Annotated in this window: 23 protein-coding genes; 18 read left to right on the forward strand and 5 right to left on the reverse strand. The window is 43.9% G+C overall.

The genetic code is table 11. The features are described 5' to 3' along the window. Nucleotides 1-183: 183 nt before the first annotated feature. Together BXO88_RS13555 and BXO88_RS13560 are read left to right on the forward strand one after the other, a co-directional pair. Entirely contained in the window at nucleotides 184-1,080 is an 897-nt protein-coding gene (locus BXO88_RS13555) for a sugar phosphate isomerase/epimerase family protein (RefSeq protein WP_078038267.1), read from the forward strand. Between the two features lie 140 nt (nucleotides 1,081-1,220). Continuing rightward, nucleotides 1,221-2,186, forward strand: a complete 966-nt coding sequence (locus BXO88_RS13560; protein WP_078038268.1) for a D-2-hydroxyacid dehydrogenase — start codon at nucleotides 1,221-1,223, stop codon at nucleotides 2,184-2,186. A 171-nt stretch (nucleotides 2,187-2,357) separates the two neighbouring features. Here BXO88_RS13560 and BXO88_RS13565 read toward each other — a convergent pair whose 3' ends face one another. From BXO88_RS13565 to BXO88_RS13575, 3 genes are all read right to left on the reverse strand, one after another. After that, complete coding sequence (locus tag BXO88_RS13565) at nucleotides 2,358-2,948, reverse strand: type II toxin-antitoxin system MqsA family antitoxin (RefSeq protein WP_078038269.1); 591 nt, start codon at nucleotides 2,946-2,948, stop codon at nucleotides 2,358-2,360. 9 nt (nucleotides 2,949-2,957) lie between these two features. Further along, nucleotides 2,958-3,395, reverse strand: coding sequence for a hypothetical protein (locus BXO88_RS13570; RefSeq protein ID WP_078038270.1), 438 nt, complete (start codon nucleotides 3,393-3,395; stop codon nucleotides 2,958-2,960). 378 nt (nucleotides 3,396-3,773) lie between these two features. After that, nucleotides 3,774-4,709 (reverse strand): LysR family transcriptional regulator, encoded by a 936-nt coding sequence (locus BXO88_RS13575; RefSeq protein WP_078038271.1) that lies wholly within the window; start codon nucleotides 4,707-4,709, stop codon nucleotides 3,774-3,776. Nucleotides 4,710-4,915: 206 nt separating this feature from the next. Between BXO88_RS13575 and BXO88_RS13580 the strand changes: the two genes are divergently transcribed. After that, nucleotides 4,916-6,991 carry an FAD-dependent oxidoreductase gene (locus BXO88_RS13580; protein ID WP_078038272.1) on the forward strand — a complete coding sequence of 692 codons (2,076 nt, stop codon included), beginning with the start codon at nucleotides 4,916-4,918 and terminating at the stop codon, nucleotides 6,989-6,991. A 60-nt stretch (nucleotides 6,992-7,051) separates the two neighbouring features. Here the strand turns inward: BXO88_RS13580 and BXO88_RS13585 are convergent, their stop codons facing one another. Together BXO88_RS13585 and BXO88_RS13590 are read right to left on the reverse strand one after the other, a co-directional pair. Next, nucleotides 7,052-7,879: a PRD domain-containing protein gene (locus BXO88_RS13585; RefSeq protein ID WP_078038273.1), complete on the reverse strand. Its 828-nt coding sequence runs from the start codon at nucleotides 7,877-7,879 to the stop codon at nucleotides 7,052-7,054. A 155-nt stretch (nucleotides 7,880-8,034) separates the two neighbouring features. After that, nucleotides 8,035-10,200: a PTS transporter subunit IIABC gene (locus BXO88_RS13590; RefSeq protein ID WP_078038274.1), complete on the reverse strand. Its 2,166-nt coding sequence runs from the start codon at nucleotides 10,198-10,200 to the stop codon at nucleotides 8,035-8,037. 518 nt (nucleotides 10,201-10,718) lie between these two features. Here BXO88_RS13590 and BXO88_RS13595 point away from each other — a divergent pair. From BXO88_RS13595 to BXO88_RS13665, 15 genes are all read left to right on the forward strand, one after another. Then, the gene (locus tag BXO88_RS13595; RefSeq protein WP_168171717.1) at nucleotides 10,719-11,801 is read left to right on the forward strand and encodes a lysozyme inhibitor LprI family protein; all 1,083 of its coding nucleotides are present in this window, start codon (nucleotides 10,719-10,721) and stop codon (nucleotides 11,799-11,801) included. Between the two features lie 96 nt (nucleotides 11,802-11,897). After that, on the forward strand, nucleotides 11,898-12,287 hold the full coding sequence (locus BXO88_RS13600; protein ID WP_078038276.1) for a PaaI family thioesterase: 390 nt from the start codon (nucleotides 11,898-11,900) through the stop codon (nucleotides 12,285-12,287). A gap of 43 nt (nucleotides 12,288-12,330) precedes the next feature. Further along, nucleotides 12,331-12,876 (forward strand): prolyl-tRNA synthetase associated domain-containing protein, encoded by a 546-nt coding sequence (locus BXO88_RS13605; RefSeq protein ID WP_078038277.1) that lies wholly within the window; start codon nucleotides 12,331-12,333, stop codon nucleotides 12,874-12,876. Between the two features lie 196 nt (nucleotides 12,877-13,072). Continuing rightward, nucleotides 13,073-14,119, forward strand: a complete 1,047-nt coding sequence (locus BXO88_RS13610; protein ID WP_078038300.1) for a methionine ABC transporter ATP-binding protein — start codon at nucleotides 13,073-13,075, stop codon at nucleotides 14,117-14,119. Further along, entirely contained in the window at nucleotides 14,100-14,780 is a 681-nt protein-coding gene (locus BXO88_RS13615; protein WP_078038278.1) for a methionine ABC transporter permease, read from the forward strand. The genes BXO88_RS13610 and BXO88_RS13615 overlap by 20 nt, the downstream gene beginning before the upstream one ends. Before the next feature lie 180 nt (nucleotides 14,781-14,960). Further along, the gene (locus tag BXO88_RS13620) at nucleotides 14,961-15,938 is read left to right on the forward strand and encodes a MetQ/NlpA family ABC transporter substrate-binding protein (protein ID WP_078038279.1); all 978 of its coding nucleotides are present in this window, start codon (nucleotides 14,961-14,963) and stop codon (nucleotides 15,936-15,938) included. Nucleotides 15,939-16,031: 93 nt separating this feature from the next. Next, nucleotides 16,032-17,195, forward strand: a complete 1,164-nt coding sequence (locus BXO88_RS13625) for a pyridoxal phosphate-dependent aminotransferase (RefSeq protein ID WP_078038280.1) — start codon at nucleotides 16,032-16,034, stop codon at nucleotides 17,193-17,195. 138 nt (nucleotides 17,196-17,333) lie between these two features. Continuing rightward, nucleotides 17,334-18,305: a lactate/malate family dehydrogenase gene (locus tag BXO88_RS13630; RefSeq protein ID WP_078038281.1), complete on the forward strand. Its 972-nt coding sequence runs from the start codon at nucleotides 17,334-17,336 to the stop codon at nucleotides 18,303-18,305. A 17-nt stretch (nucleotides 18,306-18,322) separates the two neighbouring features. After that, a complete protein-coding gene (locus tag BXO88_RS13635; protein WP_078038282.1) occupies nucleotides 18,323-19,699 on the forward strand; it encodes an FAD-binding oxidoreductase in 1,377 nt (458 codons plus the stop codon). A 225-nt stretch (nucleotides 19,700-19,924) separates the two neighbouring features. Then, on the forward strand, nucleotides 19,925-21,262 hold the full coding sequence (locus BXO88_RS13640; protein WP_078038283.1) for a dicarboxylate/amino acid:cation symporter: 1,338 nt from the start codon (nucleotides 19,925-19,927) through the stop codon (nucleotides 21,260-21,262). A gap of 551 nt (nucleotides 21,263-21,813) precedes the next feature. Next, a complete protein-coding gene (locus BXO88_RS13645; RefSeq protein ID WP_078038284.1) occupies nucleotides 21,814-22,758 on the forward strand; it encodes a transporter substrate-binding domain-containing protein in 945 nt (314 codons plus the stop codon). 35 nt (nucleotides 22,759-22,793) lie between these two features. Continuing rightward, nucleotides 22,794-23,798 (forward strand): uroporphyrinogen decarboxylase family protein, encoded by a 1,005-nt coding sequence (locus BXO88_RS13650; protein ID WP_078038285.1) that lies wholly within the window; start codon nucleotides 22,794-22,796, stop codon nucleotides 23,796-23,798. Between the two features lie 94 nt (nucleotides 23,799-23,892). Beyond that, entirely contained in the window at nucleotides 23,893-24,600 is a 708-nt protein-coding gene (locus BXO88_RS13655; RefSeq protein WP_078038286.1) for an amino acid ABC transporter permease, read from the forward strand. Between the two features lie 5 nt (nucleotides 24,601-24,605). Then, complete coding sequence (locus tag BXO88_RS13660; RefSeq protein WP_078038287.1) at nucleotides 24,606-25,388, forward strand: amino acid ABC transporter permease; 783 nt, start codon at nucleotides 24,606-24,608, stop codon at nucleotides 25,386-25,388. Further along, on the forward strand, nucleotides 25,348-26,103 hold the full coding sequence (locus BXO88_RS13665) for an amino acid ABC transporter ATP-binding protein (protein WP_044994356.1): 756 nt from the start codon (nucleotides 25,348-25,350) through the stop codon (nucleotides 26,101-26,103). The genes BXO88_RS13660 and BXO88_RS13665 overlap by 41 nt, the downstream gene beginning before the upstream one ends. Nucleotides 26,104-26,157: the final 54 nt, after the last annotated feature.

Below are 26,157 nucleotides of genomic sequence, written 5' to 3' on the forward strand. Positions count from 1 at the left end.
TATTTTTGCCACAAAAAATCTTTTTCATCTCAACAAAAAATCTTGATTTTCTCGCAGTGGTAAAGAACATTATAATCATCGTGACAGACTATATACTAAGACATTGGAAGGAAAAAACTGCATATCGATGGTCTTTAACAGTTTACGGAAAGACCCGGAGTATCGCAGTAAGGGAGACATGCCATGAAAGAATCCATTCATAAATATTTCAAGGTCGGTACTCTTCTCTGGATGAGCTATCCGAGAACAGGTACTGTAGACGGAGCTGTAAAGATAGCAAGAGACGACTACTTCGATGCCATAGAGGTTACCCAGTGTAAAAGTGAGGAAGAGCGTGCCCAGCTAAAGAAGATTCTGGAAACTTCACATCTTTCTGTAGGGTACGGAGCCATGCCTAATCTTCTGGGACCAAAACTTAATCCAAACGATACAGATGAAGATGGAAGAAAAAAAGCGGAAGAGGTTCTCATAAAAGCAATAGATGAGGCGGAGTATCTCGGCTCAAAAGGAATAGCATTTCTTTCCGGAAAATGGCAGGAGGAGACAAAGGAGCTTGCCTACAGCCAGCTTCTGAAGACCACCGACGCAGTATGCAGCTATGCGGAAAAGAAGGGAATGTTTGTGGAGCTTGAGGTCTTTGACTATGACATCGATAAGGCCTCCCTCATAGGACCTTCATCTCTGGCTGCCCGTTTCGCCGCGGATGTCAGGATGAAGCATTCGAATTTCGGACTTCTGGTGGATCTCTCACATATTCCTCTTTGTCACGAAAAATCTGCAGATGTTATCCGCACCTGCCGTCCGTACCTTAGTCACTTCCATATAGGAAACGGTGTTGCAGATCCGAAGGAAGCTGATTTCGGTGATCATCATCCGAGATTCGGATACCCGGGCGGTGCTAACGATATAGAAGAGCTTTACAACTACCTGAAGATTTTAAAGGAAGAAGGCTTCTTCAGACCTGAGGCGCCTCTTTTCCTTTCCATGGAAGTCTCACCAAAACCTGATGAAGACGAGGAAATCGTACTTGCAAATACAAAGCGCTGCCTGAATCGTGCCTGGGCAATGCTGGAAGACTGAGCCCGGAATTCTATATATGTACTTATTTATCCTGATTCTGTTTTTTCGAAACTGAGTAGTATTCGACTTAACTGGAAATAGAACCGGCACACATATAAAAATTGATACATGGAATTAGAAAATGAAACATGGAGGTTACAATGAAAATAGTTGTTCTTGATGGTTACATAGAAAATCCGGGAGACCTTTCATGGGCACCCCTTGGAGAACTTGGGGAACTCACCGTATATGACCGCACATCATATGTAGACGCGCCCATAATCGCAGAGCGTATCGGCGATGCAGAAGTCATCGTCATAAATAAAACACCGATTTCCAAAGAAACTATAGACCAATGCCCTGACTTAAAGGCCATAGCTGTACTTGCAACAGGCTATAATGTTGTGGACTATAAATATGCAAAGGAAAAAGGGATCGTGGTTTTAAATGTTCCCGCCTATGGAACAGATATCGTGAGCCAGTATGCTGTGGGACTCCTTCTTGAGATCTGTTCTCACTACGGTCACAATGACAGGGCAGTAAAGGAAGGTCGCTGGGAAAACAATGTCGACTGGTGCTTCTGGGATCACCCTATGATAGAACTTTCCGGAAAGACTGCCGGAATAATCGGTTTCGGACGTATCGGTCAGGCTACAGGAAAGATACTGAAGGCTCTCAACATGCGTGTGCTTGCCAACAATCCATCACAGAGTGATGCGGGTCGCGAGATAGGAGAGTACGTAGATAAAGAGACATTGTTCCGCGAATCTGATGTCATATTCCTGCACTGTCCTCTGTTCCCTGAGACAGAAGGGCTCATAAATAAGGATAGCATCAGCAAAATGAAGGACGGTGTCATCCTCATAAACAACAGCCGCGGTCAGCTCATAGTGGAACAGGATCTGGCAGATGCTCTCAACAGCGGAAAGGTCTATGCCGCCGGTCTCGACGTGGTTTCAACAGAGCCTATCCGCAGTGATAATCCGCTCCTTACAGCAAAGAACTGCATCATCACACCTCACATCAGCTGGGCCGCCCGTGCCGCCCGCCAAAGGATTCTGGATGTAACAGTAGAAAACATCCGGGCGTTTATGGAAGGAAATCCAAAAAATGTGGTGAATCCTTAAAAATGTAAGTGAAACCTGACTACACTAAATGGTGTAAGTTAAGTTTCAATATGGATATATAGAATATGTTTTTGCCTGAACATCCGCATACATTATGTATTTACGGATGTTCAGGTTATTATAATACTTTCCCTTTATATCAAAGCAATTCATCAGACTGCATTCAAATCACTATTGCGCTACAAGCTTTGAATCGACCTGATGAATTCTTTTTTTCATATATCTTATTCTTTGCGCTTCTATTGCCTTCCTTAAATATAAATCCCTATATTTCTCGTATAGCGATGTGGCAGCGTCATAGTATTTACGAAAGGAATCCTCTGAAAGATTTCCCCGGGCATCCGTTAACAGTGATAAGAACCATTCCGGATCCACATCGATTTTCTTTAATATCATATCGTGTGCTTTGTCCTGAATCTGATGACTTTCATATCTTGTGATGGTCTTTCCACCCCATCCCAATAGGAGACATAAATCACTCTGACTTATACCGTATTTGGCTCTTATGGCTACAATTTGAGACGAGGACAAAAGACCTTGTTTCATTCTATAGGCATCCTTCATACGGATATCATTGCTCTGTATCTGCTGATCGGTCATATATATTTCCTCAGCCAAGTCACAATACATATATTCTGCATCATAGCTGACTTCTATGCCCTTAAATACCGTATGTTCCGGTACTATGACGGTCTTGACTTCATGTTCTTCCATACAGCAGGTACACAAATGTTTTTTGGTGTTTACTATCTTCATATTCATATAAGTACCTCATTTCTTATAAGGAAACATATCTGATGTAAGTGCTCTTTCCGCAAAATGGAATGACATAACAAATGTCGTTGCGCCTCCGGATTGTCCAATCAGCTCTACGCGTATTTTTATATATACGTCGTCCGAACCATTGTAAACTTTACCAAATTCCCTCATTTCACTTCTTTTGGGAAATCGGAGATCTTTTACGGTTTGAATATAATCTTCAACCTTTATCTGTAATAATTCATGTTTTAAAACATCAAGTGGATTCTCATTAGGAAATAATGTATTGATTGTATACAGGTTCGTATATTTTTCATCACGTTTATCATCAACAACTCGCCTGACTTGAAATTCGATTTTTGCATCTCTTTTCAACGCATAATTTAAATTCTGAAGATATGCTTTTATTTCGAGTTCACTTTCAATACGTGACTTTGTTGCATTTGTCAAATTAAGCCTCCTTATGAGGTATCATTTGGTACCTTGAATGTATATCTTTTTTGCTCCTTTGTCAATGAGCATAATGTCTCTTGTACAAGTCTTTTCTGCCTTAATGCTTAATAACAACTCTTCCTATAAATATTTTTCACTTTTTCTTTGGGAAAATTTTCTCAATCACAGAACGTGTAAGAAATTATGAATTTGAATCGATTGAATGATTCTGAAACTTATAATACCAAAAAGACGTTTGTTTTCATATGGTCTAAATTCCGACTATATGAAATATCTTTATCAGAAGATGAGAGTTATAAAACCTCAAAATTCGGCATATGTCCGATTTAAGCTGTATAATAACTCTCATCTATTCACGTGACAGATCCCTATATGCTACTTCTTATCCTCCGGCCCCGTTTTATCTCTTACAAATGGTTCATTCATATACCCGGTTCTGAGAGCATTTACAAGCGGATTCATGTAAGCTGTAAGCTTGGGAATACCGGGCTCTTTTTTGGTGATGACCGAAGCGCAGAGCGGGGGAGCATCCTTCAGGAGGATGTCACGGGTGCTGTCGGGAGTATCGTTTTCCGGCGGAAAGTAACGGTTCAGACCGATGATTCCGTTGTCCCGAACCTTGTAATAAACCTGATAGTAATGATGGGACACCTCGATTTTTATATCGAGCTGTTCCTTTTTTATAGTCTCAAACAGAGGGAGAAATGCATCGCTCATTCCGGGAATCTGGATGGTCTCACCGGAAAGCTGCTCTAAAGTCAGTTCCTCAGCTTCCCAGAAACGATGATGAGACTCCACCATGGCAGCAAGCTTGCAGGCGATGATCTCGTAACGGTTAAAGCCCTCTATAGTATTCCCCAGATCCATGATGATACCTATGGAAAGCTCACCATTCTGAACTTTCCGTACCACTTCATCATTTTCCATATCAAGCAGGCTAATGTTTACATTCGGAAAAGCCTGATTAAAATTAAACAGCTTTTCATGAAGCGCCGGAAGAAATCCCGGAAGAAGCGAAACACTTATCCCTATAGAAACAGTCCCTTCCAGACTCAGATCCGAATACATACTCTTCATCATTTTGTCAAAACTTTCTATCACAGGAACACATTCCCGGAGAAGCAACTGTCCCTTCGGAGTGAGACTTATATGGTTTTTGAAATTATCAAATAAGGCTCCACCAAGCTCAGACTCCATAGAAGTGATATTCTGCTTTACTGCCTGTCTCGTCATAAACAGTTTTTCGGAGGCCTTTGAATAATTCATTTCTGATGCCAGAACCCGGAAGATATGAAGCTGTTGAATAGTCATTGTAAGTCCCTTTCCAATGCAAGTTCAGCTTGCGTTTTATCAGTAATGATAATTGCTTTTTCACCAACTGTAAAGGTGTTATGTTCATCTTGAATAATGACTATTTTACGTGGATCCTCAAGGCAGGAAAGACGTAAAGGTATTCACCGGAAACGGAACAGTTTCAAATAAAACTATCTTCACGGTGAACATTTCAGGAGGAAAACATGGATAACAAAACAGTTTCAAGACGAAGCTTTGTGAAGGGTATAGGTGCAGGACTTGCGGCACTGACATTTGCAGGCATATATGGCTGCGGACGCAGTACCGAGGTGCCGGAGGCAACAACAGGAGCAGGAACAAAGGCAGCGGAAACACTGGCAGCGGAAACAACTGCCGCTCAGACAGAGCTTGCGAAGGAAGCTCTCAATGCTGCGACGAAGACATTGACATACACACCGGGAACTTATTCCGCATCCGCAAGAGGCATGGCAAGTGATGTCAAGGTAACAATGAGCTTTGATGAAAAGAGCATCACAGATATAAAGATCGATGTTTCAGGTGAGACACAGAATATCGGTGCCGCCATCGGCGATGAGATGTCAAAGAAGGTTCTGGATGCACAGGGCGCAGAGATAGATGCAGTTTCAGGCGCAACTGTTACAAGCGATGCCATTAAGACTGCAGTTCTCGACTGTATGTCACAGGCTTCGGGACAGGAGATAACTCTCGAAGAGGTTGCGGCAGAAACAGCTTCTGACTGGCTGGGAGAGGCTCCTGAAGTTTCAGAGAGCGATATAAAGGAGACTGTTGACTGTGAGGTTCTGGTAGTTGGTGCCGGCTCATCAGGTCTTTTTGCGGCTGCCGCAGCGGCTGAAAAGGGTGCAAAGACCATCCTTATAGAAAAGTTCGATCATGACAAGGCCTCCGGAATACGTGACACCCTTGCTGCCTGCGATTCAACTGAGCAGAAAGAGGATGGGCATAATGTTGACAAGAACGAAGCTATCAAATACATCTGTGACTGGAGCCAGGGCTATGCGAAGCGCAGTATCGTAAAGGTTTGGGCAGACCGTTCCGGTGAGACCATGGACTGGTACAAGGATGTTCTCAAGCAGGGCGGCATGGAATTCCGTCACGAATTTGATAACGACGAGCTGAAGCAGAACTATCAGGGACTTGAGGTTGGTCACAGTGTTCAGTACGACGAGACCTATTATGAGCAGCAGACCATGGATAAGGTTCTTGAATATGCTGAGGCAAAGGGACTTGAGACCCATTATGAGGTCACTATGATAAAGCTTGAAAAGAACGATGCCGGCAGAGTGACTGGTCTTATCGCTACTGATAAGGACGGAAACTATGTGCGTTACAATGCTTCAAAGGGCGTCATCATCGCAACCGGCGGATACAGTGCAGACGAGGATATGCTTAGACAGCTTCAGCCATGGACTCTTGAGCAGACCTCTGTGAACTATTCAAAGGCAGGAGCAAAGGGCAGCGGAATCAGAGCATGTCTCTGGGCAGGTGCTGTGATGGATACCACTCACACATCTATGATATTTGAGCGCGGTGCTGTTAAGCCTGATGAAAAAGGAAAGCTTGGTGAGCCGACCCGTGGTACACTTTTCTGGATGGGTTCACAGCCGTTCCTCAAGGTGAATCTCAACGGTGAGCGTTTCATGAACGAGTCACAGCCCTATGATTACATCCTACATCAGGCATCAAAGGAGCCGTTCCATACCTATTGTGAGATCTGGGACAGCAAATATCCTGAGGACTGTAAGAGATTCGAGACCCACGGCTGCAGCAGACTTTACCCTCATGCCAACGGCACAGATTCTGTTTTCACCATGGAGATGGTTCAGGGGATGAATCAGGGTCTTGAGGCTGACGGATATATCGTAAAGGCTGATACTGTTGAGGAGCTTGCTGAAAAGCTCGGACTTCCGGTAGATAAGTTCAAGGCAACTGTAGACCGTTACAATGAGCTTTACAAGAAGGGAGAGGATGAGGATTTCGGAAAAGAAGGATTCAGACTTTCATCCCTTACAGAGGCTCCATTCTATGGTGTTCGTCAGGCCGGAGGATATCTTCTCTGTACAATGGATGGAATCATGGTAGATGAGGAAATGCATGCTCTCAGTACAGAGTTTAAGCCTATCGAGGGTCTCTTCGTAGTCGGAAACGATGCCGGCGGATACTACAACGGCAGCTATCCGAACCTTCTTTCAGGAACTCAGGCAGGCCGTATTGCAACCTTCGGAAGACTCGCAGGACAGCTTGCAGCTGAAGGGAAATAAGTAACTAAAGAAAAGAAGCATGAATAACGAGCCTCAAGCTCATTACTCATGCTTCTTTTTTTATTCCGCATCTATGACTCTCGCTATATGCATGGCGAGGTAGCCGATCTCTGCGTCCTGATAATCTTTTCTGAGAAGACGGCTCATCTGATTACAGATATCCTCCGAAAGACGGAAAATATCCGGATATTTCACCGACATGTAGTCATTGAGATTCATCTTGAGAGGTTCTCCGGTCTCTATACGGGTGACCATATAACGAATATGATTCATCATACGATTGTAGCCGAGAGAAGTTACCTCGATCTTCTGACCTGTCTTTTCCTCGATGTAGGAAATACAGTTTCTGACTATCTGAGCAGTCTGAAGAGACTGAGCCACGTTTTCACTGACGATGGCAGAGTGCACATGCAATGCGATGAAACCGACTTCATCATCATTTATGGAAAGTCCCGTCCTTTGCTGAAGTATAGGTACAACCGTCTCAGCCACCTGATATTCCATGTGGAAGAGAAGACGAATGTCATCCTTAAGAGGATTCCTTATGGTCTCATCACGCTTTAAGCGTTGTATGGCAAAAGCCAGATGATCTGCCATGGGGAAAACGATATTTCGGTCTACTTTTCCGAAAACCTTCTCAGCCTCATCCAGAACTGCATCGGAGATCTCAAGGCATACAGGATCTACTTCGTTAATTATATTCATGGCATTGCCGCGTTCTGTGGATTTTTCCAGTGAATACACCGAAGCGTCCTCCGGAACATCTAACAATTCGGATATCTTTGCACCGAAGCCGATACCCTTGTGGAGCACCAGATAGGTTTTCAATTCATCATTATCCAAAGCAAGAATGGCATTATGATTTAATACTTTTCGAACACGATACATTTTCCATAACTCCTGTAGTAAACCGAGCTGTAAAACTGCTCGATTTCACGTTGACCTTCAGATGTCCGCTCGTGCAGGCACGACGGCCGCATGAAGGCCTTATCACGAAAATACCCCTCCCGTTCTGCGGAAGGGGTAGAGTAATTATATTCTCATTATGCGATGATGTCGACTGCAATCAGATCCTCACCGGCAGAAACATTACCGGTCTTCAGAAGTCTGATGTTCATGCTGTCATCAAGATCGGTACAAAGAACAGGAGAAGCGATTGATGGAGCGTTCTTACGGATGTAATCGAGATCCATCTTAAGAAGAGGCTGACCCTTCTTAACCTTCTGACCATTCTCAACAAGGACGGTGAAGCCTTTTCCATCAAGCTTTACAGTATCGATACCCATGTGGAAGAGCATACTGATTCCTGTTTCTGTTTCGAAACCGATGGCATGCTTTGTATCGAAAACGAATGAGATCTCACCATCACATGGTGCATAAAGTGTAGAATCCGCAGGGATCATACATGTACCGTTACCCATCATGGCACTTGCAAATGCCTCATCCGGTGTCTCTGAAAGAGCCTTAGCCTCACCGTTAAGAGGACTTCCGATGATGATGGTACGCTTAACCTTCTTATCAGTATTGTTTTCGATAACAGTTGGCTGAGCCTCATCCACAACTTCCTCGCTATGATACTCAGTAGAAGGCTGAGTCTCGAGATAATCCTCAAGGTTTGACTTGACTACAGTAACAGAAGGTCCGTAGATAACCTGTACGGCAGTTCCCTTGTGAACAACACCTGTTGCACCGGATGCCTTGAGCATGGCATCATTAACAAGCTCTGATTTCTTAACATTGACACGAAGACGTGTAGCACAACAGTCAACGTCTGCGATGTTAGCCTTTCCGCCGAGACCCTTCATGATGAGGTCGCTCTTTTCGTCTGCAACGGCTACAGCAGCGTCTGCGTTGTCTCCGTTCTTCTTTGCAAGATAGTCTGCCTTTCTGTAGAGGCGTGTTTCCTGGTCATCATCCTCACGACCCGGTGTCTTGAGATCGAACTTCTTGATAAGGAATGTGAATGTGCAGTAGTAAAGCAGGAAGTATACGATACCTACAGGTACGATGAGCATCCAGCTTGTCTTTTCGTTACCCTGAAGGATACCGAAGAAGAAGAGGTCAAGGATTCCGCCTGAGAATGTAAGACCAACTGCGATATTCAGCATATGTGCGATCATATATGCTGAACCTGCAAGAACTACCTGTACTACGAAAAGCATTGGTGCAACGAAAAGGAAAGAGAACTCGATAGGCTCTGTGATTCCTGTAAACATTGACGCAAGAGCGGCTGAGAGAAGAAGACCTGCGGCCTGCTTACGCTTCTCAGTCTTTGCGCAGCGAACCATGGCAAGGGCTGCACCCGGAAGACCAAAGATCATGAAAATAAACTCTCCGGAGAAATATCTGGTAGCATCTGAGCTGAAGTGTGCAACATTCTGAGAATCAGCAAGCTGTGCAAAGAAAATGTTCTGTCCACCCTGGATGAGCTTTCCCGCAACATCCATCTGTCCGCCGACTGCTGTCTGCCAGAATGGCATGTAGAATACGTGGTGAAGACCGAATGGAATAAGTGCACGCTTGATAAGTCCGAAGATAAGTGTTCCGACATATCCGCTTCCTGTTACGAGACCTCCGAGAGCGAAGATTCCCTTCTGAACGAATGGCCAGAGATAGAAGCTTAAGATTCCTACACCGATGTATGCAAATGTGGAAACGATAGGAACGAAGCGTGATCCACCGAAGAATGAAATAGCGGAAGGAAGCTCGATCTTATAGAATCTGTTGTGGAGAGCAGCAACACCAAGTCCTACGATGATACCTCCGAACACACCCATCTGAAGTGTGTTGATACCAACGATGTTTGTTACTGTACCTTCGAGTACGCCCTCTGCAACGGCACCGTCAACAACCATACCTGTGATGTTGAGCATTGCTTCGATGGTGATGTTCATAACGAAGTAAGCTATCATAGCTGCAAGAGCTGCTACTTCCTTTTCCTTCTTTGCCATACCGATGGCAACACCCACCGCAAAAATGAGCGGAAGGTTACTGAAGATAGCACTTCCAACAGAATTCATGATGTTGAGAAGTGAGTTAATGGCTGTACCATTTCCGAGAATTGCTTCCATATGATATGTAGCAATAGTGGTCGGGTTAGTGAAGCTGCTTCCGAGTCCCAGTAAAAGTCCGGCAACCGGAAGCATAGCGATAGGAAGCATGAAGCTGCGTCCTACACGCTGTAAAACTGAAAAAATCTTGTCTTTCATAATTCCTCCTAATATTTTCTGTTCAGGCATCTCTTGTACATAAAACTGTTTCAGAGTGATTGGTTATACAGCCCGTCTTTGTTCTCAATGAAATAGAGAAAACAGAAAAACCTCTGCGGTATACGCAGAGGTATAAAAAAACAGACACTCCACCACATAAACCGAAATAGTTTTATGTACAGTGAATGCCTGCGAACAGTAACATACTGAATTTAACGTCGTTAAATTTATCACACAGCTATATGTCTGTCAACAGTTGATTTTAAAATTCTTTTATAAATATATTTCAAATTATTTATAAATCTAAAGTGGTTTGCGGCTTATATTTTATAGCTTTTTTTAAAGCTTACAAATTCCGAAATTTATAAAGTCAATGCAGGTACTCATATAGCACGGTCAAACCCCATGTGCTACTATGACCTTGGTGTAATGAGCATATGATAAATGTCATAGATGTATCTATCACTTTGGTGTTCTCACCGATATAGGAAAAACATGTAAATAATATGGAGAGATTTATGAAATTACGTAATATCATTATAAGCAGTCTGTTAGTCGGAACTGTAGTCCTCGGCAGTTGTGGAAAAAAGTCAGAGGAAGCAGCATCTCAGACAGAATCAACCGAAGTAAAGACAGTGACTATTACGCTTTCGGGAGAAGAGGATAAAATCAGCAGCACAGAAGCTGCGCCCGGAAGCATTGGCACCGGAGAAGAAAGCGGAGCCGGGACATCAGCTCCTGGTAACACCGATACAAATGAATCTTCGACAACTTCGGAAGATGCTTCACAGAAAAAAGAAACTTCAGAAGATTCAAAATCCGGGGATATATGGTCTTCAAAGGACAGGGATGTGATCTTTTCCCACGATTTCACCGATGACATCAAAAAGGATATCTCTGATGCTTCTGCTTCTTCATCATCACTGACGGATGAACTTTCGCGAGTTGAGAAGGTCACAGAAAAATACGAGGATCTCTTTAAAATCGGTGAAGCACAGCTGGAGCTCAATATGGCATCAGGCTACACATATATGATTTGGGATGAAGAACTAAACAGCCTCTGGAAACGATTCTCAAGTTCAGCAGATGCTGCCACCAAGGAAAGGGTACTCAGGGATGAGCGAAACTGGATAGCCATGAAGGAAGAGGTCATGATAGAAAACATAGGTCGTCGTGAGGACAGCGGCAGTATCTATCCTATGCTTGAGAATTCATTCCTTCAGAATATAACAAGAAACAGATGTGATATTCTCGCTTCGGAGCTTGCTAAAATAACTGGTGAATCCTTCACTTTGCCGGAGAGAGACATTTACGGTACATATGTTGATAATCAGGGCACCGGTGATGTATACAGCTCTCTTGTTTTGAGAAAGGGCTGGGAGAATGAGGATGAGGCAGTTATCTCTCTTTACAGAGTCGGAGAGACCTCAGGAACTTTCACCGACAAAGGAAACGGCGAGCTTTCATATGAATCAAACGATGGAAATGTCAAAGGTATCATTCGGATAAACGGATGGAAGGGTGCAGACTTTGAAGTAACCGAAGCAAAGGACAGTGCTCTTTCAGCAGGAGACAAGTTCGACTTCGGATTTGTTTTCTGATACAGTCTATAAACATTATGACCTGTATTTTGTAGAAATATAGCCAGGTTTTCACTGATAAAACCGGTCTGCAACAGAAAAAAGAAAGGGAAAATCATGACAGGAAATGAGATAATTGATTACTATAACCGCAGTCGTTTCGTAGAACGCTGTGGTATCGAATTTGAAGAGAATCTGAGGGACGGTTCCATAACATCAAATGTGGAGGTCATGCCATATCATATGAATGGAAGCGGACATCTTCATGGTGGAATGCTTTTTACCATTGCGGATTCAACAGGGGGTGCCAATGCCAGAAGATATGCAGATCATGTAACAACTCTGGACAGTGATTTCCATTTTCTCACCAGCAAGACCACAAGATATCTTTATGGTTCGGCAGAGCTTATAAGGAACGGAGGAAAAGTCATAGTACTCAGGGTTTTTGTTAAGGATGACAACGGAGAGATCTTTGCAGAAGGAACCTTCACATATTATAAGCTTTGATATATTACCGTATTAAAAATCATAATCAAGGAGTAGAATCAACATGGAAATATTTGACGGAAGACCCGAATCAGTGGAAGGAAGACTTCCGAGAGAAGTCCGGGTATATGACTTTCTGGATGAGCTCGGAATAGAGTATAAGCGTGTGGACCACGAAGTCGCCAACACCATGGAGGCCTGCGAGGCCATCGACAAGGTGCTGGAAACCCTTATGTGCAAGAATCTGTTTCTCTGCAACAGACAGAAGACAAAATTCTATCTTCTCATGATGCCGGGAGACAAGAAATTCAAGACCAAAGAACTTTCCAGTCAAATAAATTCTTCGCGCCTTTCCTTTGCGGATGCTGATGATATGCTGAAGTATCTCGATATCGAACCAGGTGCCGTAAGCGTCATGGGTCTCATGAATGACAAGGAGCATACCGTACAGCTTCTTGTGGATGAGGATGTAAAGAAGGGCGAATATCTCGGATGCCACCCTTGCGTTTGTACTTCCAGCATGAAGATAAAGACAAAGGACATCTTCGAAAAGTTTCTTCCTGCTGTGGGACATGAGCCTGAGACCGTGCATCTCGTAGGAGAAGACTAAGGCTTGATTAAAAAGTGTAACTGATTCAGATCAAAATCTGTCAGCTGCACTTTTTTTATTTTTAAAGATTCTTAGTTCAATAGATTTTACTTATAGCGAAACATAAAGAACGCCGATTAGACTATGGCAAATAGGGATGATACTATTTCATCAAGCTTCAAACAGCCAGAAAGTATTAATGAAACAGGAGCATGATGTGATTGAATTAACAGATATAGTAAAAACCTTTCAGGCCGGTGCCAAACAGGTGGATGCACTGAGAAATGTGTCTCTTACCATAGAAGACGGTGAAATCTTCGGAATCATCGGTTTCTCCGGAGCCGGAAAGTCGACCCTGGTACGATGTATAAACTTACTTGGACGCCCCACATCGGGAAGTGTAAAGATAGACGGCACAGACCTAATGACCTTATCCTCAAAGGATCTCAGGGAAGAACGTAAAAAGATAGGAATGATATTCCAGCACTTCAATCTCATGCCTTCCAGAACAGTTTTTGGTAATGTTGCATTCCCGCTGAAGGGAAGCGGACTTTCCGGGGAGGAGATACAGAAGAAGGTCAGAAAACTTCTTTCTCTGGTAGACCTTTCGGACAAGGAGAATGCTTATCCTTCTGAACTTTCAGGCGGTCAGAAGCAGCGAGTTGCCATTGCAAGAGCTCTTGCAAATGACCCGAAGATCCTGCTTTCCGATGAAGCTACTTCCGCTCTTGATCCCCAGACTACAAGCTCCATACTCCAGCTTTTGAAAAAACTGAACAGGGAGCTGGGAATCACCATAGTTGTTATCACCCACGAGATGGAAGTTATAAAGGAAATCTGCAACAGAGTTGCTGTCATGGAAGACGGTGCTGTTGTTGAGCTTGGCGATGTATTTGATGTCTTTGCGGATCCGAAGCATTCTCTTACAAAGAATTTCATCAGGACCACTTCAAATCTTTCAAAAATAGAACAGATGGTGGCTGACGGTGTTCCGGGAGTGACCCCTGAGAAGGGTGAAGTACTTGCAAAGCTTTCCTATCGTCAGAAGGATGTATCTGAGCCTCTGATATCAACAACTGCAAAGGAGTTCTCTCTGGATATCAATATCATCCTTGCTGATGTGGAGATAGTCGGAGGAGCTCCTATAGGAGGAACAGTAGTTATTCTTCATGGAGACTCAGACCGTATAGATGAAGCTGTAAAATACCTGAGAAACAAAAACGTCGGAGTGGAGGTGATCAAAGATGCAAGGAATCCTTACTGATATATTTCCAAACCTGATGAGCAAATGGCCGGATTTCATTAAGTCTATCCATGACACCTTCATTATGGTCATCTGGGCCGGAGGCGTAGGCTTTGTATTCGGACTCAGCTTCGGAATCATCCTTACAGTCACAAAGCCAGGAGGGGTACTTGAGAACAGACCGCTTTTTCAGTTTCTTGACAAGATAACCAATCTGTTCAGATCCATCCCTTTCATCATACTTCTTACAGCAGTCATGCCTCTTACGAGACTCATCATGGGCACTGCCATAGGTGTTCCCGGAGCCATCGTTCCGCTGGTTTTAGGATCTGTTCCTTTCTTCACAAGACAGGTGCAGTCAGCATTGGCACAGACAGATGAAGGACTTATAGAAGCGGCTGAATCCATGGGCTGCAGTCCATGGGAGATCATCACCAGAGTTTATCTTAGAGAGAGCATAGGACCCCTTGCAAGAGCAACTACCATTACAGCCATAAGTCTTTTGGGACTTACAGCCATGGCAGGTGCCGTAGGAGCAGGCGGTCTCGGAGATTTCGCTATCCGATACGGACATGACAGAAACATGCAGGACATAACCTGGGCCACAGTCATAGTTCTGGTGGCAGCTGTCAGCATAGTTCAGATCACAGGAGACAGGATAGCAAAGAAGAACACTCACTGAGGTATTCACTGTTACTCATTTATAAAACCAGCCCCCATAAAGTACCTGTAAAACCCGGGGAGAAATATGGGGATTTGCATGGCACAAGCAATATATACGGAGAAACACGAAGGCGTATTCAGTGAACATTAGGCAAATTCTTATGTCCACTAAATAATATATCAAAGAGGAGAAGAGATTATGAGAAAATCAATTTATGCAGCATTAATTGCATCAGCAGTTCTGGCAGGCTGCGGAGCATCTGAGGCTCCTGCAGCAAAGACAGCAGAGACCACAAAGGCTCAGGAGGCGGCGACAGAAGCAGCAACTGAGGCAGCAAAGACAACTGAAGCTGAAAGCGAAGCAGCAACCACTGCAGCGACCGAAGACACCGCTTTCGACTTCACAAAGGATCCTATCGATCTTAAGATCGGTGTTGTTGGTTCTGTTTACGATGAGCTTTGGGCACCTGCAGCGGCTAAACTTAAGGATGAAGGAATCAACCTTGAGATAGTTCAGTTCACAGATTATGTCACACCGAACAACGCTCTTGCAAACGGTGAGATCGACCTCAATGCTTTCCAGCATCAGATCTATCTTGCGAAGGAAGTAGAGCAGTATGACTACAAGATTCAGGCCATCGGCAACACTTTCATCATCCCTCTCAACGTTTACTCAGATAAGATCAAGTCAATCGATGAGTTAAAGGATGGAGATACCATCGCTGTTCCTAACGATCTTACAAATGAGGGACGTGCACTTAAGGTTCTTGCAGCAGCAGGTGTCATCACACTTAAGAACAATGATAACTTTAACCCTACCCTTGATGACATCGAAGAGAATTCTAAGAACATAACTATCGAGGAGCTTGCTGCCAATACCATCCCCTCAACATTACCGGATGTTACTGCAGCAGTTGTAAACGGTAACTACGCACTTGACTTCGGCCTGAAGACCGAGGATGCGGTTTATAAGGACAGCGTTCTTGATGAGGAGAAGTACTGGAACCTTATCGCTGCAAAGACAGAAGATCTCAGCGATCCTAAGCTTGTAGCAGCATATGATGCTGTAGTTAAGGCATTCCAGTCCGATGAAACAAAGAAAGTATTTGATGAGACCTACGGTGGTTATTTCATTAACGTGGGCTGGGATCAGGACCTGCTCGCTGATTATAAATAAGAGTTCAGCCCGGCACAAAGTCGGCTCATTCCCCGCGGAAAGAAAAGCCTTTCCGCGGTTTTTGAATTGATATACAGGAGGCACCATATCATCATGAAACCATTATCACTCAGAACCGCAAATTTCACAGATTCGGTCATCCGTCGAATGACCAGAGTTTCCAACAAGTTCGGAGCAGTTAATCTGTCTCAGGGCTTTCCTGATTTTGAACCTCCAAAAGAGATACTTAAGCGACTGGAGCAGGTCTCCCATGAGGACTTCCACCAGTATTCCATCACCTGGGGAGCTCAGAACACAAGAGAAGCACTGGCCGCGAAGGAATCACATTATATGGGCATTCCCATCGATCCCAATACAGAAGTTGTAATCACCTGCGGCGGAACAGAGGCCATGATGGCAGCCATGATGACCATCTGTAACCCGGGAGATAAGGTGGCTATATTCTCACCTTTTTATGAGAACTACGGTGCCGACACCATCCTTTCAGGCGCCGAGCCCATCTATATCCCCCTGGTTCCTCCTGAGTTCAACTTCGACCCTGAGGTTCTGGAGCAGGCATTTAAGGACGGTGCAAAGGCACTGGTGCTATGTAATCCTTCAAACCCTTCAGGAAAAGTCTTTACTCTCGAGGAAATGCAGACCATAGCGGATATCATCAGACGTTACGATGCCTATGTCGTGACCGATGAAGTATATGAACATATCATTTACGCGCCGAACAAGATGGTATATATGGCATCCCTTCCGGGAATGAGAGAGAGGACCATAGTCACAGGTTCCCTGTCAAAGACCTACTCCATCACAGGATGGAGACTTGGATATACCATAGCACCTCCCGAGATCACTGACCGTATACGTAAGGTTCATGATTTCCTGACAGTCGGGGCGGCAGCACCTCTTCAGGAAGCTGTGATCACGGGACTCAGATTCTCACAGGACTACTATGATAAACTTCAGGAAAAGTACACCCACAAGCGGGAGCTGTTCTGTGACGGACTTGCCGAGGCCGGTCTCAGGTTCCAGCGTCCTCAGGGTGCCTACTATGTAATGGTGGATATTTCGGAATGGGGCTATGAAAGTGATCTTCAGTTCTGCTATGACCTTGCAGAAAAGGTAGGAGTAGGTGCTGTTCCCGGTTCAAGCTTCTTCCAAGAGCCTGTAAATCACCTTATCAGATTCCACTTTGCGAAGAAGGACGAGACTCTGAAAGACGCACTCAACAGACTTCAGGACATACATTTGAAGATGAAGAAGTGAGCAATCAAAAATTAATTAAAAATCATGGTCATATACATGTATCCGCAGAGTCCCTGCAGACAATGAAACATACCTGATGAGTATGGTGAACCATATACCCGCAGGCTCGAACAAATAATGATTCAAGGAGGTAAAAAAATGAGTAAATTGAAAATCGGCATCATCGGAATAGGACATGTGGGCGCACATGTGCTCTACACCCTTGCACTGCAGGGACTTGGTGATGATTTTGTTCTCGTGGATCTTCCTGACAATGTCAGAAAAGCACAGTCTGAACGACAGGATGTGCTGGACTGCACAGAGTTTCTGCCACATCCCGTAAAAATTCAGGTGGGTGAGATAGAAGATCTTTCCGACAGAGACATTATCATCAACTCAGTAGGTGACATCCTGAGTCTGAAAGGTACACATACGAGACTTACCGAGATGGAGTTCAATATCAAAGCCATCAGCTCCTATGCAGAGAGGCTTAAAAAGAGCGGATTCAAGGGAATACTCATAAACATTTCAAATCCATGTGATGTCATTACAAAATGGCTCAACGATCTTCTGGAGCTTCCCAAGGGACATGTATTCGGAACAGGAACCGGACTTGATACCGCAAGACTTAAGCTGAGACTTCAGCAGCAGACGGGAATAGATGCAAAAAGTATCTCGGCTTATATGATAGGTGAACATGGAAACGAGCAGATCGCTCCCTGGAGCACCGTCAATTTCAACGGAATCCCTCTTTCTGTGAAATCCGCTGATGATGAACGCTTCCGTTTTGATCAGGATGAAATGGAAAAGAGTGCCCGGGAAGGGGGCTGGACTACCTACAACGGTAAATTCTGCACAGAATATGCCATCGCTCTGACAGCCGCAAGACTTGTTGATATCGTAAGCAAGGATAAGCACAGTATCGTCCCCGCAAGCTGCCTCCTTGAAGGGCAGTATGGGGAATCGGGACTTTTTGCAGGTGTTCCGGCAGTTATCGGAAGAAACGGTATAGAAGAGATCATCGAGCTTCCTCTGTCAGTGGAAGAAAAAGTAAAGTTCCATGAGTGCTGCGAGGGTATTCGTACAAACCTCGCGGAATCAAAGCGTATATATGATGCATTGGGGAAATAACTTAAGAGGAATATGTCGTGAGCGATTACAGAAAAGATTTGGGCAAGATCATCAAGGATGAAAAAAGAATAATAACAGACCATATACCCAATGTGTATCTGAGTGATAAGCTTGGGCGGAAAGAAGGAAATGCGACTGCGGTAGTTCTTGCCAAAACAACCGAAGAAGTCAGCGGTATAATGAAATATGCCTATGAAAACAGAATCCCCGTCACCCCGAGGGGCGCCGGAACAAACCTGGTGGGTTCAACTGTACCTGATCATGGCGGGATAATTCTGGATGTTTCCGGGATGAACCGAATAGAAGAATTCGATGAGGATACTCTGTCGGTAACGGTTCAGCCGGGAGTTCTCCTGAAAGATGTACAGAGCTATGTGGAGGAACGGGGACTGTTCTATCCTCCGGATCCCGGTGAAAAGGAGTCATCAATAGGCGGGAATATCTCAACAAATGCAGGAGGCATGCGGGCTGTAAAATACGGAGTCACCAGAGATTTCGTAAGAGCTCTTGAAGTTGTCACAGCAGACGGAAGAGTTCTCACTGTCGGCAGTAAAAATGTCAAAGATACCACAGGGCTTTCCCTCAAGAATCTCTTCATAGGATCGGAAGGAACACTCGTTATAGTTACAAAGGCAGTTCTTCGTCTCGTGGCAAAGCCTGAAACTCAGGTCAGTGTCATCATTCCATATCCTGATCTCAGAACCGGAATAGAAAGTGTACTTACCCTTCTCCGGGCTGACTTAAATCCGGTTGCTGTTGAATTTATGGAGAGGAAGGTGGTTGCACTTGGTGAAGAGTTTTCCGGTGTTTCTTACCCAAGACCTGATGCCGGCTCATACATTCTTCTTTCCTTTGATGGAAACAGGGATGCTGTAGATGCGTCCGTCAGAAAAGCTTCTGATATCGCAAAAGAGACCGGTGCCATCGACTTTGTAGTCTTAAACGACAAAGAAAAATCCGGTGAAATCTGGACAGTGCGAGGGGCTTTGGTCAATGCTGTAGAAGCTGTCTCAGAGCAGGAGCCCCTGGATATAGTTGTTCCCATTGACCGTACTGCCGACTTTGTTGAATATGTTAATTCTCTGGAAGAGAAGACCGGTGTCCGCCTGATAAGCTTCGGTCACGCAGGAGACGGCAACGTACATCTCTGTGTGGTTCGCGGTGATCGTGATGAAAAGGAATGGGAAGAAGTCCTCGACAGGGTACTCACGGAACTATACAGTGAAGTTCATAAAATGGGCGGTCTTATTTCCGGAGAACACGGACTCGGCTTATCCAAGAGAAAGTATTTCTTCAATGAGACAGATGGTAATGCTGTGGACCTTATGAACCAGCTTAAGGAGGCATTGGACCCAAGGCATATTCTGAATGATAAGAAGTCCTATATCCGTTAATAAATTAATCCTTCATAATTCTGCAAGCCATAAGAATAACCAGGCTTCTGCAGCCTGAATATTAATCCACTGCCGCATTAGTTTTATCTGATGCGGCAGTTTTTGCGATAATAACAATCTATATCCACCTATAAGACTAATGTGTTTTACGGAAGTATGTTTGTTCAGTAAAATTTGACACATACCTCAAAAGACAAAAACATAATCAATAGGGAGGACTGGATAATGGAAATAAAAGCATTGGAAATAGCTGCACTCGTCGCAGCTCTTGTACTATTCGGCATATTGGCATTTTTAAAGAAGAAACATATAGACTTTGGTATACGAACGATTGTTGCCACATTATTTGGTGTGGGACTCGGGCTCATATTTAAAGAAAATTATAAGTATGTAGCAGCTATCGGAACAGTATATGTAAACGTGCTTCAGGCATTTGTTATACCGCTTCTTTTGTTCAGCGTAATTTCAAGTATCACAAATCTTGGAAAGTCAATAAGCCTGCAGAAGATTGGATTAAAGTCAGTTCTATTTCTTCTTTTAAACACATTTACAGCAAGTATACTTACACTTACAGCAGCACTTGCTTTAAATATCGGAAAGGGATTTAACTACACCATCGAAGCTTATGAAGCCAAAGAGGTTCCTACAGTAGTCGATACCTTAGTTGGACTTTTCCCAAAGAATATAATCGACCAGTGGGGCAGTAATTCTGTAGTTCCAATTCTTGTATTCGGAATTATCATTGGAATCGCATATAACAAAGCTGCAAGAAAAGATGAAAGCGTAAAAACATTTAAGACCTTTGTTGATGCTGCCAATGCTGTTTTAGGTAAAGCAGTTTCTTATATCGTATCTTTTACTCCATATGCTGTTACTGCACTTATCGCAAGAGCAGTAGGAAGAAGTAAAGTTGAAGACCTTTTACCTCTTATCGGCGTTCTTGCACTTGCATATGTACTCTGTGCTTTACAGCTTTTCGGTGTCGAAAGCATTCTTATTGCAACTGTAGCAAAGCTGAATCCCATAACATTCCTTAAGAAAATAGCACCTGCCGGCGTTGTTGCCTTCACTTCTCAGAGCAGTGTAGGAACACTTCCGGTTACTGTAAGTAAGTTAAAAGAGGAAATAGGTGTCGATGGAGATGTTGCGGCTTTCACTACAGGACTCGGTGCAAATCTCGGTATGCCTGGATGTGCAGGAATTTGGCCGGTACTTCTCGCCGTTTTCACCATCCATCAGCAGGGAATCAGTTATACAACAGGTCAGTATGTTCTGCTCATAGCACTTACACTTCTTGTATCTATAGGTACGGTAGGTGTTCCGGGAACAGCAACTATCACTGCAACTGCTCTTTTTGCAGCCGCAGGTCTGCCTATCGAAATCATCGTACTTTTTTCCCCTATATCTTCAATAGTTGATATGGCGAGAACAGCCACCAATGTTGTAGGAGCTGCCACAGCGACTGTTCTCGTTGCAGAGACCGAAGGACTTCTCGATCATAAGATCTACAACGGAAATGTAGTTAAATCAGTTGATGAAAACAAGCAGGCTTCTGTAGCCTGAATATTAATCCATTGCCGCATTAGTTTTATCTAATGCGGTATTTTTTGCGATATGTTCAATCTATCTCCACCCATTTTCAACAAAAACAAGTGACAAATGTATCTAATATCCTTTAATGAGCCTTCACCTATTCTTATCGCAAACTATAAATAACCCCACCGGTCAGATCCATTGACTTGGCGGGGATGCAGGGTTATATTACATTCAACAAATCCAAGGGAGCTTGGAAGAAAGGAGATAAAACTGATGTATAGAGTTAGATTTGATATGGAAATGTGTATGTGTTGTATGTGTTGCGATAAGCCCGGTTCTCACCCAGATGATATGATGGATGGACTGTTTGTTGTACAACGAACATGCTCATGATATATATTTTTTCGGATGGCTGAGAACTTATCTTTTGATAGGTTCTTTTTCTTTTATCCGGAGTGCTTTCTTGAATTAACGTATTAAAGTTTTAAACTTAGTGTTTGTGTTCAATTTAAAATAAAAATGCGCCGGACTCCATCTCCTTGAAATTACCGGAGGACGGCGCGGACGGGAGGACGATTATGAGAAAATTGAAAAGAATGACAGGTGTTACATTAACAACAGGTATTGCGGTATCACTTCTTGCCGCATGCGGAGGCTCTGACAACTCTGTTCCTTCAGGCACCACAGCAGGGACAGCGGCAGCAACATCGGAAGCCGCTTCGGGAGAAACAGAGAAGCCTGAGGAATCCGGAGTCAAGGTCATAGAGGTAGCTCATACCAGCAGCTACAAACCCTATGATTTCGTGACAGAAAGCGGAGAATCCGATGGATATGAGGTTGCAGTTCTTAAGGCAGTGGATGAGCTTCTTCCGGAGTATGAGTTTCACTACAATCCCACCACAGATGATGATCTCCTTATAGGAGTTGAATCAGGCAAATATGATGTGGGAACCAAGGGCGTATGGTGGACAACAGCAAGATCAGAGACATACGTTTTCCCGGAGAATTATATCGGGGCAAGCGTTATAGGTATCGCATACAGAGCAGAGGATAAAGATAAATTTACAGACCTGGAAGCCTTTGCAAAGGCAGGCGGAAAGCTGGTTCCTATCGCACCTCAAAATGCCCAGTACGCAATAGTTGAGAACTTCAACAACAGTCATCCGGACAGTCAGATCGCTCTTGAGGCATCAGATCAGTTCCAGGTTTCCGATGCATACCAGTGGGTAATCGAAGGAAGATATGATGCATACTTCAATATCAAGACAAGCTTTGAAGCCAATGTCATCAATGAAAACGGCGAATATCACGACCTTGCAGACAAACTCGGTTATGTTGCTTATGAGGGAATCCCCACATGGCCGCTGTTCAACAGAAACAATCAGGAGCTTGCAGATAAGTATGATGAAGCAATCGAAAAGCTTAAAGCAGACGGAACTCTTGAAAAGCTTTCCAACGAATACTTCGGAGAGAATATCCTGAAGTATGTACCGGATGGCTACAAGAAGGGCGATCAGCTTTAAAAAAAACTAACAGCATATGGAAGGAGATAGTAGTTATGAGTAAGAGAGAGCTTGTATTTGATGCATTTGACAATAAGGTGACAGAGAGGGTGCCTGTCGGTTTCTGGTTTCATTATGCTCCGGACAAGACCAGCGTCGATTCACCTGAGGTGCTGGAAGCCAACCTCAAGGGACACGACAGATTCTTCAGGGAATTTGAGCCTGATTTCATTAAGATCATGAGCGACGGATACTTCCTTTATCCAAACGAAACTATTTATGAGGTGAGCGAAGTTGAAGATCTTCGCAAGATTCAGCCTGTGAATCCCGTTGAATGGATAGACAAGCAGGTAAACCTCGTTAAGAACCTCCAGATAACCTTCGATGGCAGGATAGCATCTTTTTACAATGTCTTCGCACCGGCAACATACCTGAAGTGGCAGCTTAATCTCAACGGTATAGCCTTCGGAAAGCTTCTTGATGAGAATCCTGAGATAGTAAGAGATGCACTTAACAAGATAGCCCTTGATATAGCAAAGCTTGCAAAGGCTGTTATCAGCGAAGGTGGAGCAGACGGAATATACTTAAGCCTTCAGAATATACAGGATTCCAGCATAACGAAGGAGCAGTATCTGAAGTTCATAGCACCAAGTGAGCTTATAGTCCTTGAGGCTGCAAATTCAGTGAGCGAATACAATATCCTTCACATCTGCGGATACCATGGGGCAACAAATGACCTTACGGTTTATGAAAACTATCCTGCAAAGGTCATAAACTATGCTTCGGTTGTGGAAGGTGTTCCTCTTTCAGAAGGAAAGAAGATCTTCGGAGGAAAGGCCATCATCGGAGGATTTGACAATACCGAGAACGGTGTCCTCTACAGAGGAAGCAAAGAGGAGATAGAAAAAGAGACTGTAAGGATACTTGATGATGCAGCAACCGTAGGCATTATTCTCGGCGCAGACTGCACAGTTCCCTCAGATATTAACTTCGAACACCTTAACTGGGTAAGAGAGGCTGCAAGAGAATATTCTGAAAGAAAGATCTCTATAGCAGTTTAAGGAAACTTACAGTTGAATCTGTATATCAGATATTGAAGGCAAAAGCCCTGTTTATCAATTTGATAAACACCACACTTTTATAGGAGAGACATATATGAGACCGTTTCATCCATTATATATAATTGAGGCATTTACGAAGATAGTCCCGTTTATACCGGTCACACTGGCTACGATGGCAGGAACGGTCCTTATAGGAGGGGTGCTTGGATTACTTCTGGCTGTGGGAAAGCTGTCAGGTAAAAAAAGACTGGCAGCAGCGGTGGATTCATATATCTATATAGTCAGATGTATCCCGCCCATAGTACTTTTGTTCATCGTCTATTACGGATTACCGGAACTGTTAAAGGCCTCAGGAATAAATATTAACGACTCAGGCAAATGGTTCTTTGTCATAACCACCTTTTCCATTCTCTTTTCCGCAACAATGGCAGAGGTATTTCGTACATCCTACGAGGCTGTTGACAAGGGTCAGAGAGAGGCTGCACTGGCGTCGGGGCTCACTGAATTTCAGGCCTTCAGAAGAATCGTTGCACCCCAGGCACTGATAGTTGCCATTCCGAACTTCACAAACGCTCTTGTGAAGCTCATGAAAGAAGGCTCCCTTTCCTACACTATAGGAATGATCGATGTGATGGGTAAAGGACAGTTACTCATAGGTATGAATCAGGGGTCCTACGGACTGGAAACCTATATAGCTCTGGCATTGATTTACTGGACACTGACTGTTGTTTTGGAAAAGATTCTTGGTACGGCTGAACTTAATCTAAGCAGAGGTAAGAAAAATCTTGCTTTCGGGAGGTGATAAAAGTGGAACTGAATACGAAATTTATGAAGGAAACTTTCTTCATCGTCATGAAAGCTATACCTGTCACACTGGAGATCACATTATTTACCATGATCATTTCGCTGGTCTTCGGTTTTGCCCTTTCCCTAAAGAAGATAGGGCACAAAAAGAATCTTTTTATCAATTTCTATGTTTCCTTTGTGAGAGGAACACCTATAGTTCTTCAGATATTGTTTTTCTACAGTCTGCTTCCAACGCTCCTTAACTATATTTTAAATATAGTACTGAAGCTTAATATAAAAATTTTCGACATTAACCCCATTTTCTATGCATTGGCAGTATTTGTTATGAATACAACCGCAGTGCTTTGTGAGGTCTTCAGAGCATCACTTCTTTCCATAGGTCACGGTCAGATGGAAGCGGCTCTTGCCGTGGGACTCACCCCATGGCAGGCAATGAGGAGGATCATCATCCCCCAAAGTCTCACCTCGGCACTTCCGAACATCTGTAATACCACAGTGAATGTACTAAAGAGTACATCTCTCGCTTATATGATGACGGTTCAGGACATCATGGCAGTGGCAAAGAAACAGGCAGCTTTCGGTTACAACTATATAGAGGCATACCTCGTAGTGCTTGTCTGGTATATCATCCTCTGCACTGTCATACAGCTTGCTTTCAGAGTGACGGAAATCAAGGTGGCTCAGTATAAACAAGGTAAAAGGGTAAAAGTCTTAAAGATTCAGGGATTAAGGAGATTTAGCTATGCTGGAATTAAAGAACGTGCACAAGTCGTTTGGAGATAATGAAATACTTAAAGGCGTGGACCTGTCAGTGAACAAGGGAGACATTATAGTCATACTGGGCCCCAGCGGTTCAGGAAAGACCACTCTTCTCAGAAGCATCAACTTTCTAGAAAGAGCGGATGAGGGAACCATTGATTTCGGAGACATTCATACTTCACTTGTGAAGGCCGGAAAAAAGGATGTTTACCGCATCAGAAAAAAGACGGGTTTTGTATTTCAGAACTACAATCTTTTTGCCAATAAAACAGCTCTTGAGAACATAACAGAGGGACTTATCTACGCCCACAACTACAGTAAGGATGAAGCCCGTGAGAAGGCATTGAAAGCACTGAGACTTGTCGGTCTCGAGGACAGGGCGGATTACTATCCTTCACAGCTTTCCGGCGGTCAGCAGCAGAGAGTCGGTATAGCGAGAGCCATAGCGCCGGAACCTGAGGTGGTTCTTTTCGATGAGCCCACTTCAGCCCTGGATCCTGAGCTTGTGGGAGAGGTACTGAATGTAATGAAGGATCTGGCAAAATCCGGCATCACCATGATAGTGGTGACCCATGAAATGAGCTTTGCTGAAAGCGTGGCAAATGAGGTCATCTTCATGGATGGTGGAGTAGTAGTGGAAAAGGGAACTCCCAAGGAGATCTTTTCAAGGCCTAAGGATCCGAGAACAGAACTGTTCCTTAGAAGGATCATCAGAAAAGACTATGATTATGTGATTTGAATATTAGTTATAGACCAAACTTATATCCAACACTAAATTATTCCAAATTGTAAT

This window comes from Oribacterium sp. C9 (assembly GCF_002007235.1).
In the GTDB taxonomy this organism is placed as follows: Bacteria; Bacillota; Clostridia; order Lachnospirales; family Lachnospiraceae; genus Oribacterium.

Bases quoted from the DNA above. Each gene is read 5' to 3' on its own strand.
- BXO88_RS13555 (WP_078038267.1), top strand. From the start codon at position 184: ATGAAAGAATCCATTCATAAATATTTCAAGGTCGGTACTCTTCTCTGG.
- BXO88_RS13560 (WP_078038268.1), top strand. From the start codon at position 1,221: ATGAAAATAGTTGTTCTTGATGGTTACATAGAAAATCCGGGAGACCTT.
- BXO88_RS13565 (WP_078038269.1), bottom strand. From the start codon at position 2,948: ATGAATATGAAGATAGTAAACACCAAAAAACATTTGTGTACCTGCTGT.
- BXO88_RS13575 (WP_078038271.1), bottom strand. From the start codon at position 4,709: ATGACTATTCAACAGCTTCATATCTTCCGGGTTCTGGCATCAGAAATG.
- BXO88_RS13580 (WP_078038272.1), top strand. From the start codon at position 4,916: ATGGATAACAAAACAGTTTCAAGACGAAGCTTTGTGAAGGGTATAGGT.
- BXO88_RS13585 (WP_078038273.1), bottom strand. From the start codon at position 7,879: ATGTATCGTGTTCGAAAAGTATTAAATCATAATGCCATTCTTGCTTTG.
- BXO88_RS13590 (WP_078038274.1), bottom strand. From the start codon at position 10,200: ATGAAAGACAAGATTTTTTCAGTTTTACAGCGTGTAGGACGCAGCTTC.
- BXO88_RS13595 (WP_168171717.1), top strand. From the start codon at position 10,719: ATGAAATTACGTAATATCATTATAAGCAGTCTGTTAGTCGGAACTGTA.
- BXO88_RS13600 (WP_078038276.1), top strand. From the start codon at position 11,898: ATGACAGGAAATGAGATAATTGATTACTATAACCGCAGTCGTTTCGTA.
- BXO88_RS13605 (WP_078038277.1), top strand. From the start codon at position 12,331: ATGGAAATATTTGACGGAAGACCCGAATCAGTGGAAGGAAGACTTCCG.
- BXO88_RS13615 (WP_078038278.1), top strand. From the start codon at position 14,100: ATGCAAGGAATCCTTACTGATATATTTCCAAACCTGATGAGCAAATGG.
- BXO88_RS13620 (WP_078038279.1), top strand. From the start codon at position 14,961: ATGAGAAAATCAATTTATGCAGCATTAATTGCATCAGCAGTTCTGGCA.
- BXO88_RS13625 (WP_078038280.1), top strand. From the start codon at position 16,032: ATGAAACCATTATCACTCAGAACCGCAAATTTCACAGATTCGGTCATC.
- BXO88_RS13630 (WP_078038281.1), top strand. From the start codon at position 17,334: ATGAGTAAATTGAAAATCGGCATCATCGGAATAGGACATGTGGGCGCA.
- BXO88_RS13640 (WP_078038283.1), top strand. From the start codon at position 19,925: ATGGAAATAAAAGCATTGGAAATAGCTGCACTCGTCGCAGCTCTTGTA.
- BXO88_RS13645 (WP_078038284.1), top strand. From the start codon at position 21,814: ATGAGAAAATTGAAAAGAATGACAGGTGTTACATTAACAACAGGTATT.
- BXO88_RS13650 (WP_078038285.1), top strand. From the start codon at position 22,794: ATGAGTAAGAGAGAGCTTGTATTTGATGCATTTGACAATAAGGTGACA.
- BXO88_RS13655 (WP_078038286.1), top strand. From the start codon at position 23,893: ATGAGACCGTTTCATCCATTATATATAATTGAGGCATTTACGAAGATA.
- BXO88_RS13665 (WP_044994356.1), top strand. From the start codon at position 25,348: ATGCTGGAATTAAAGAACGTGCACAAGTCGTTTGGAGATAATGAAATA.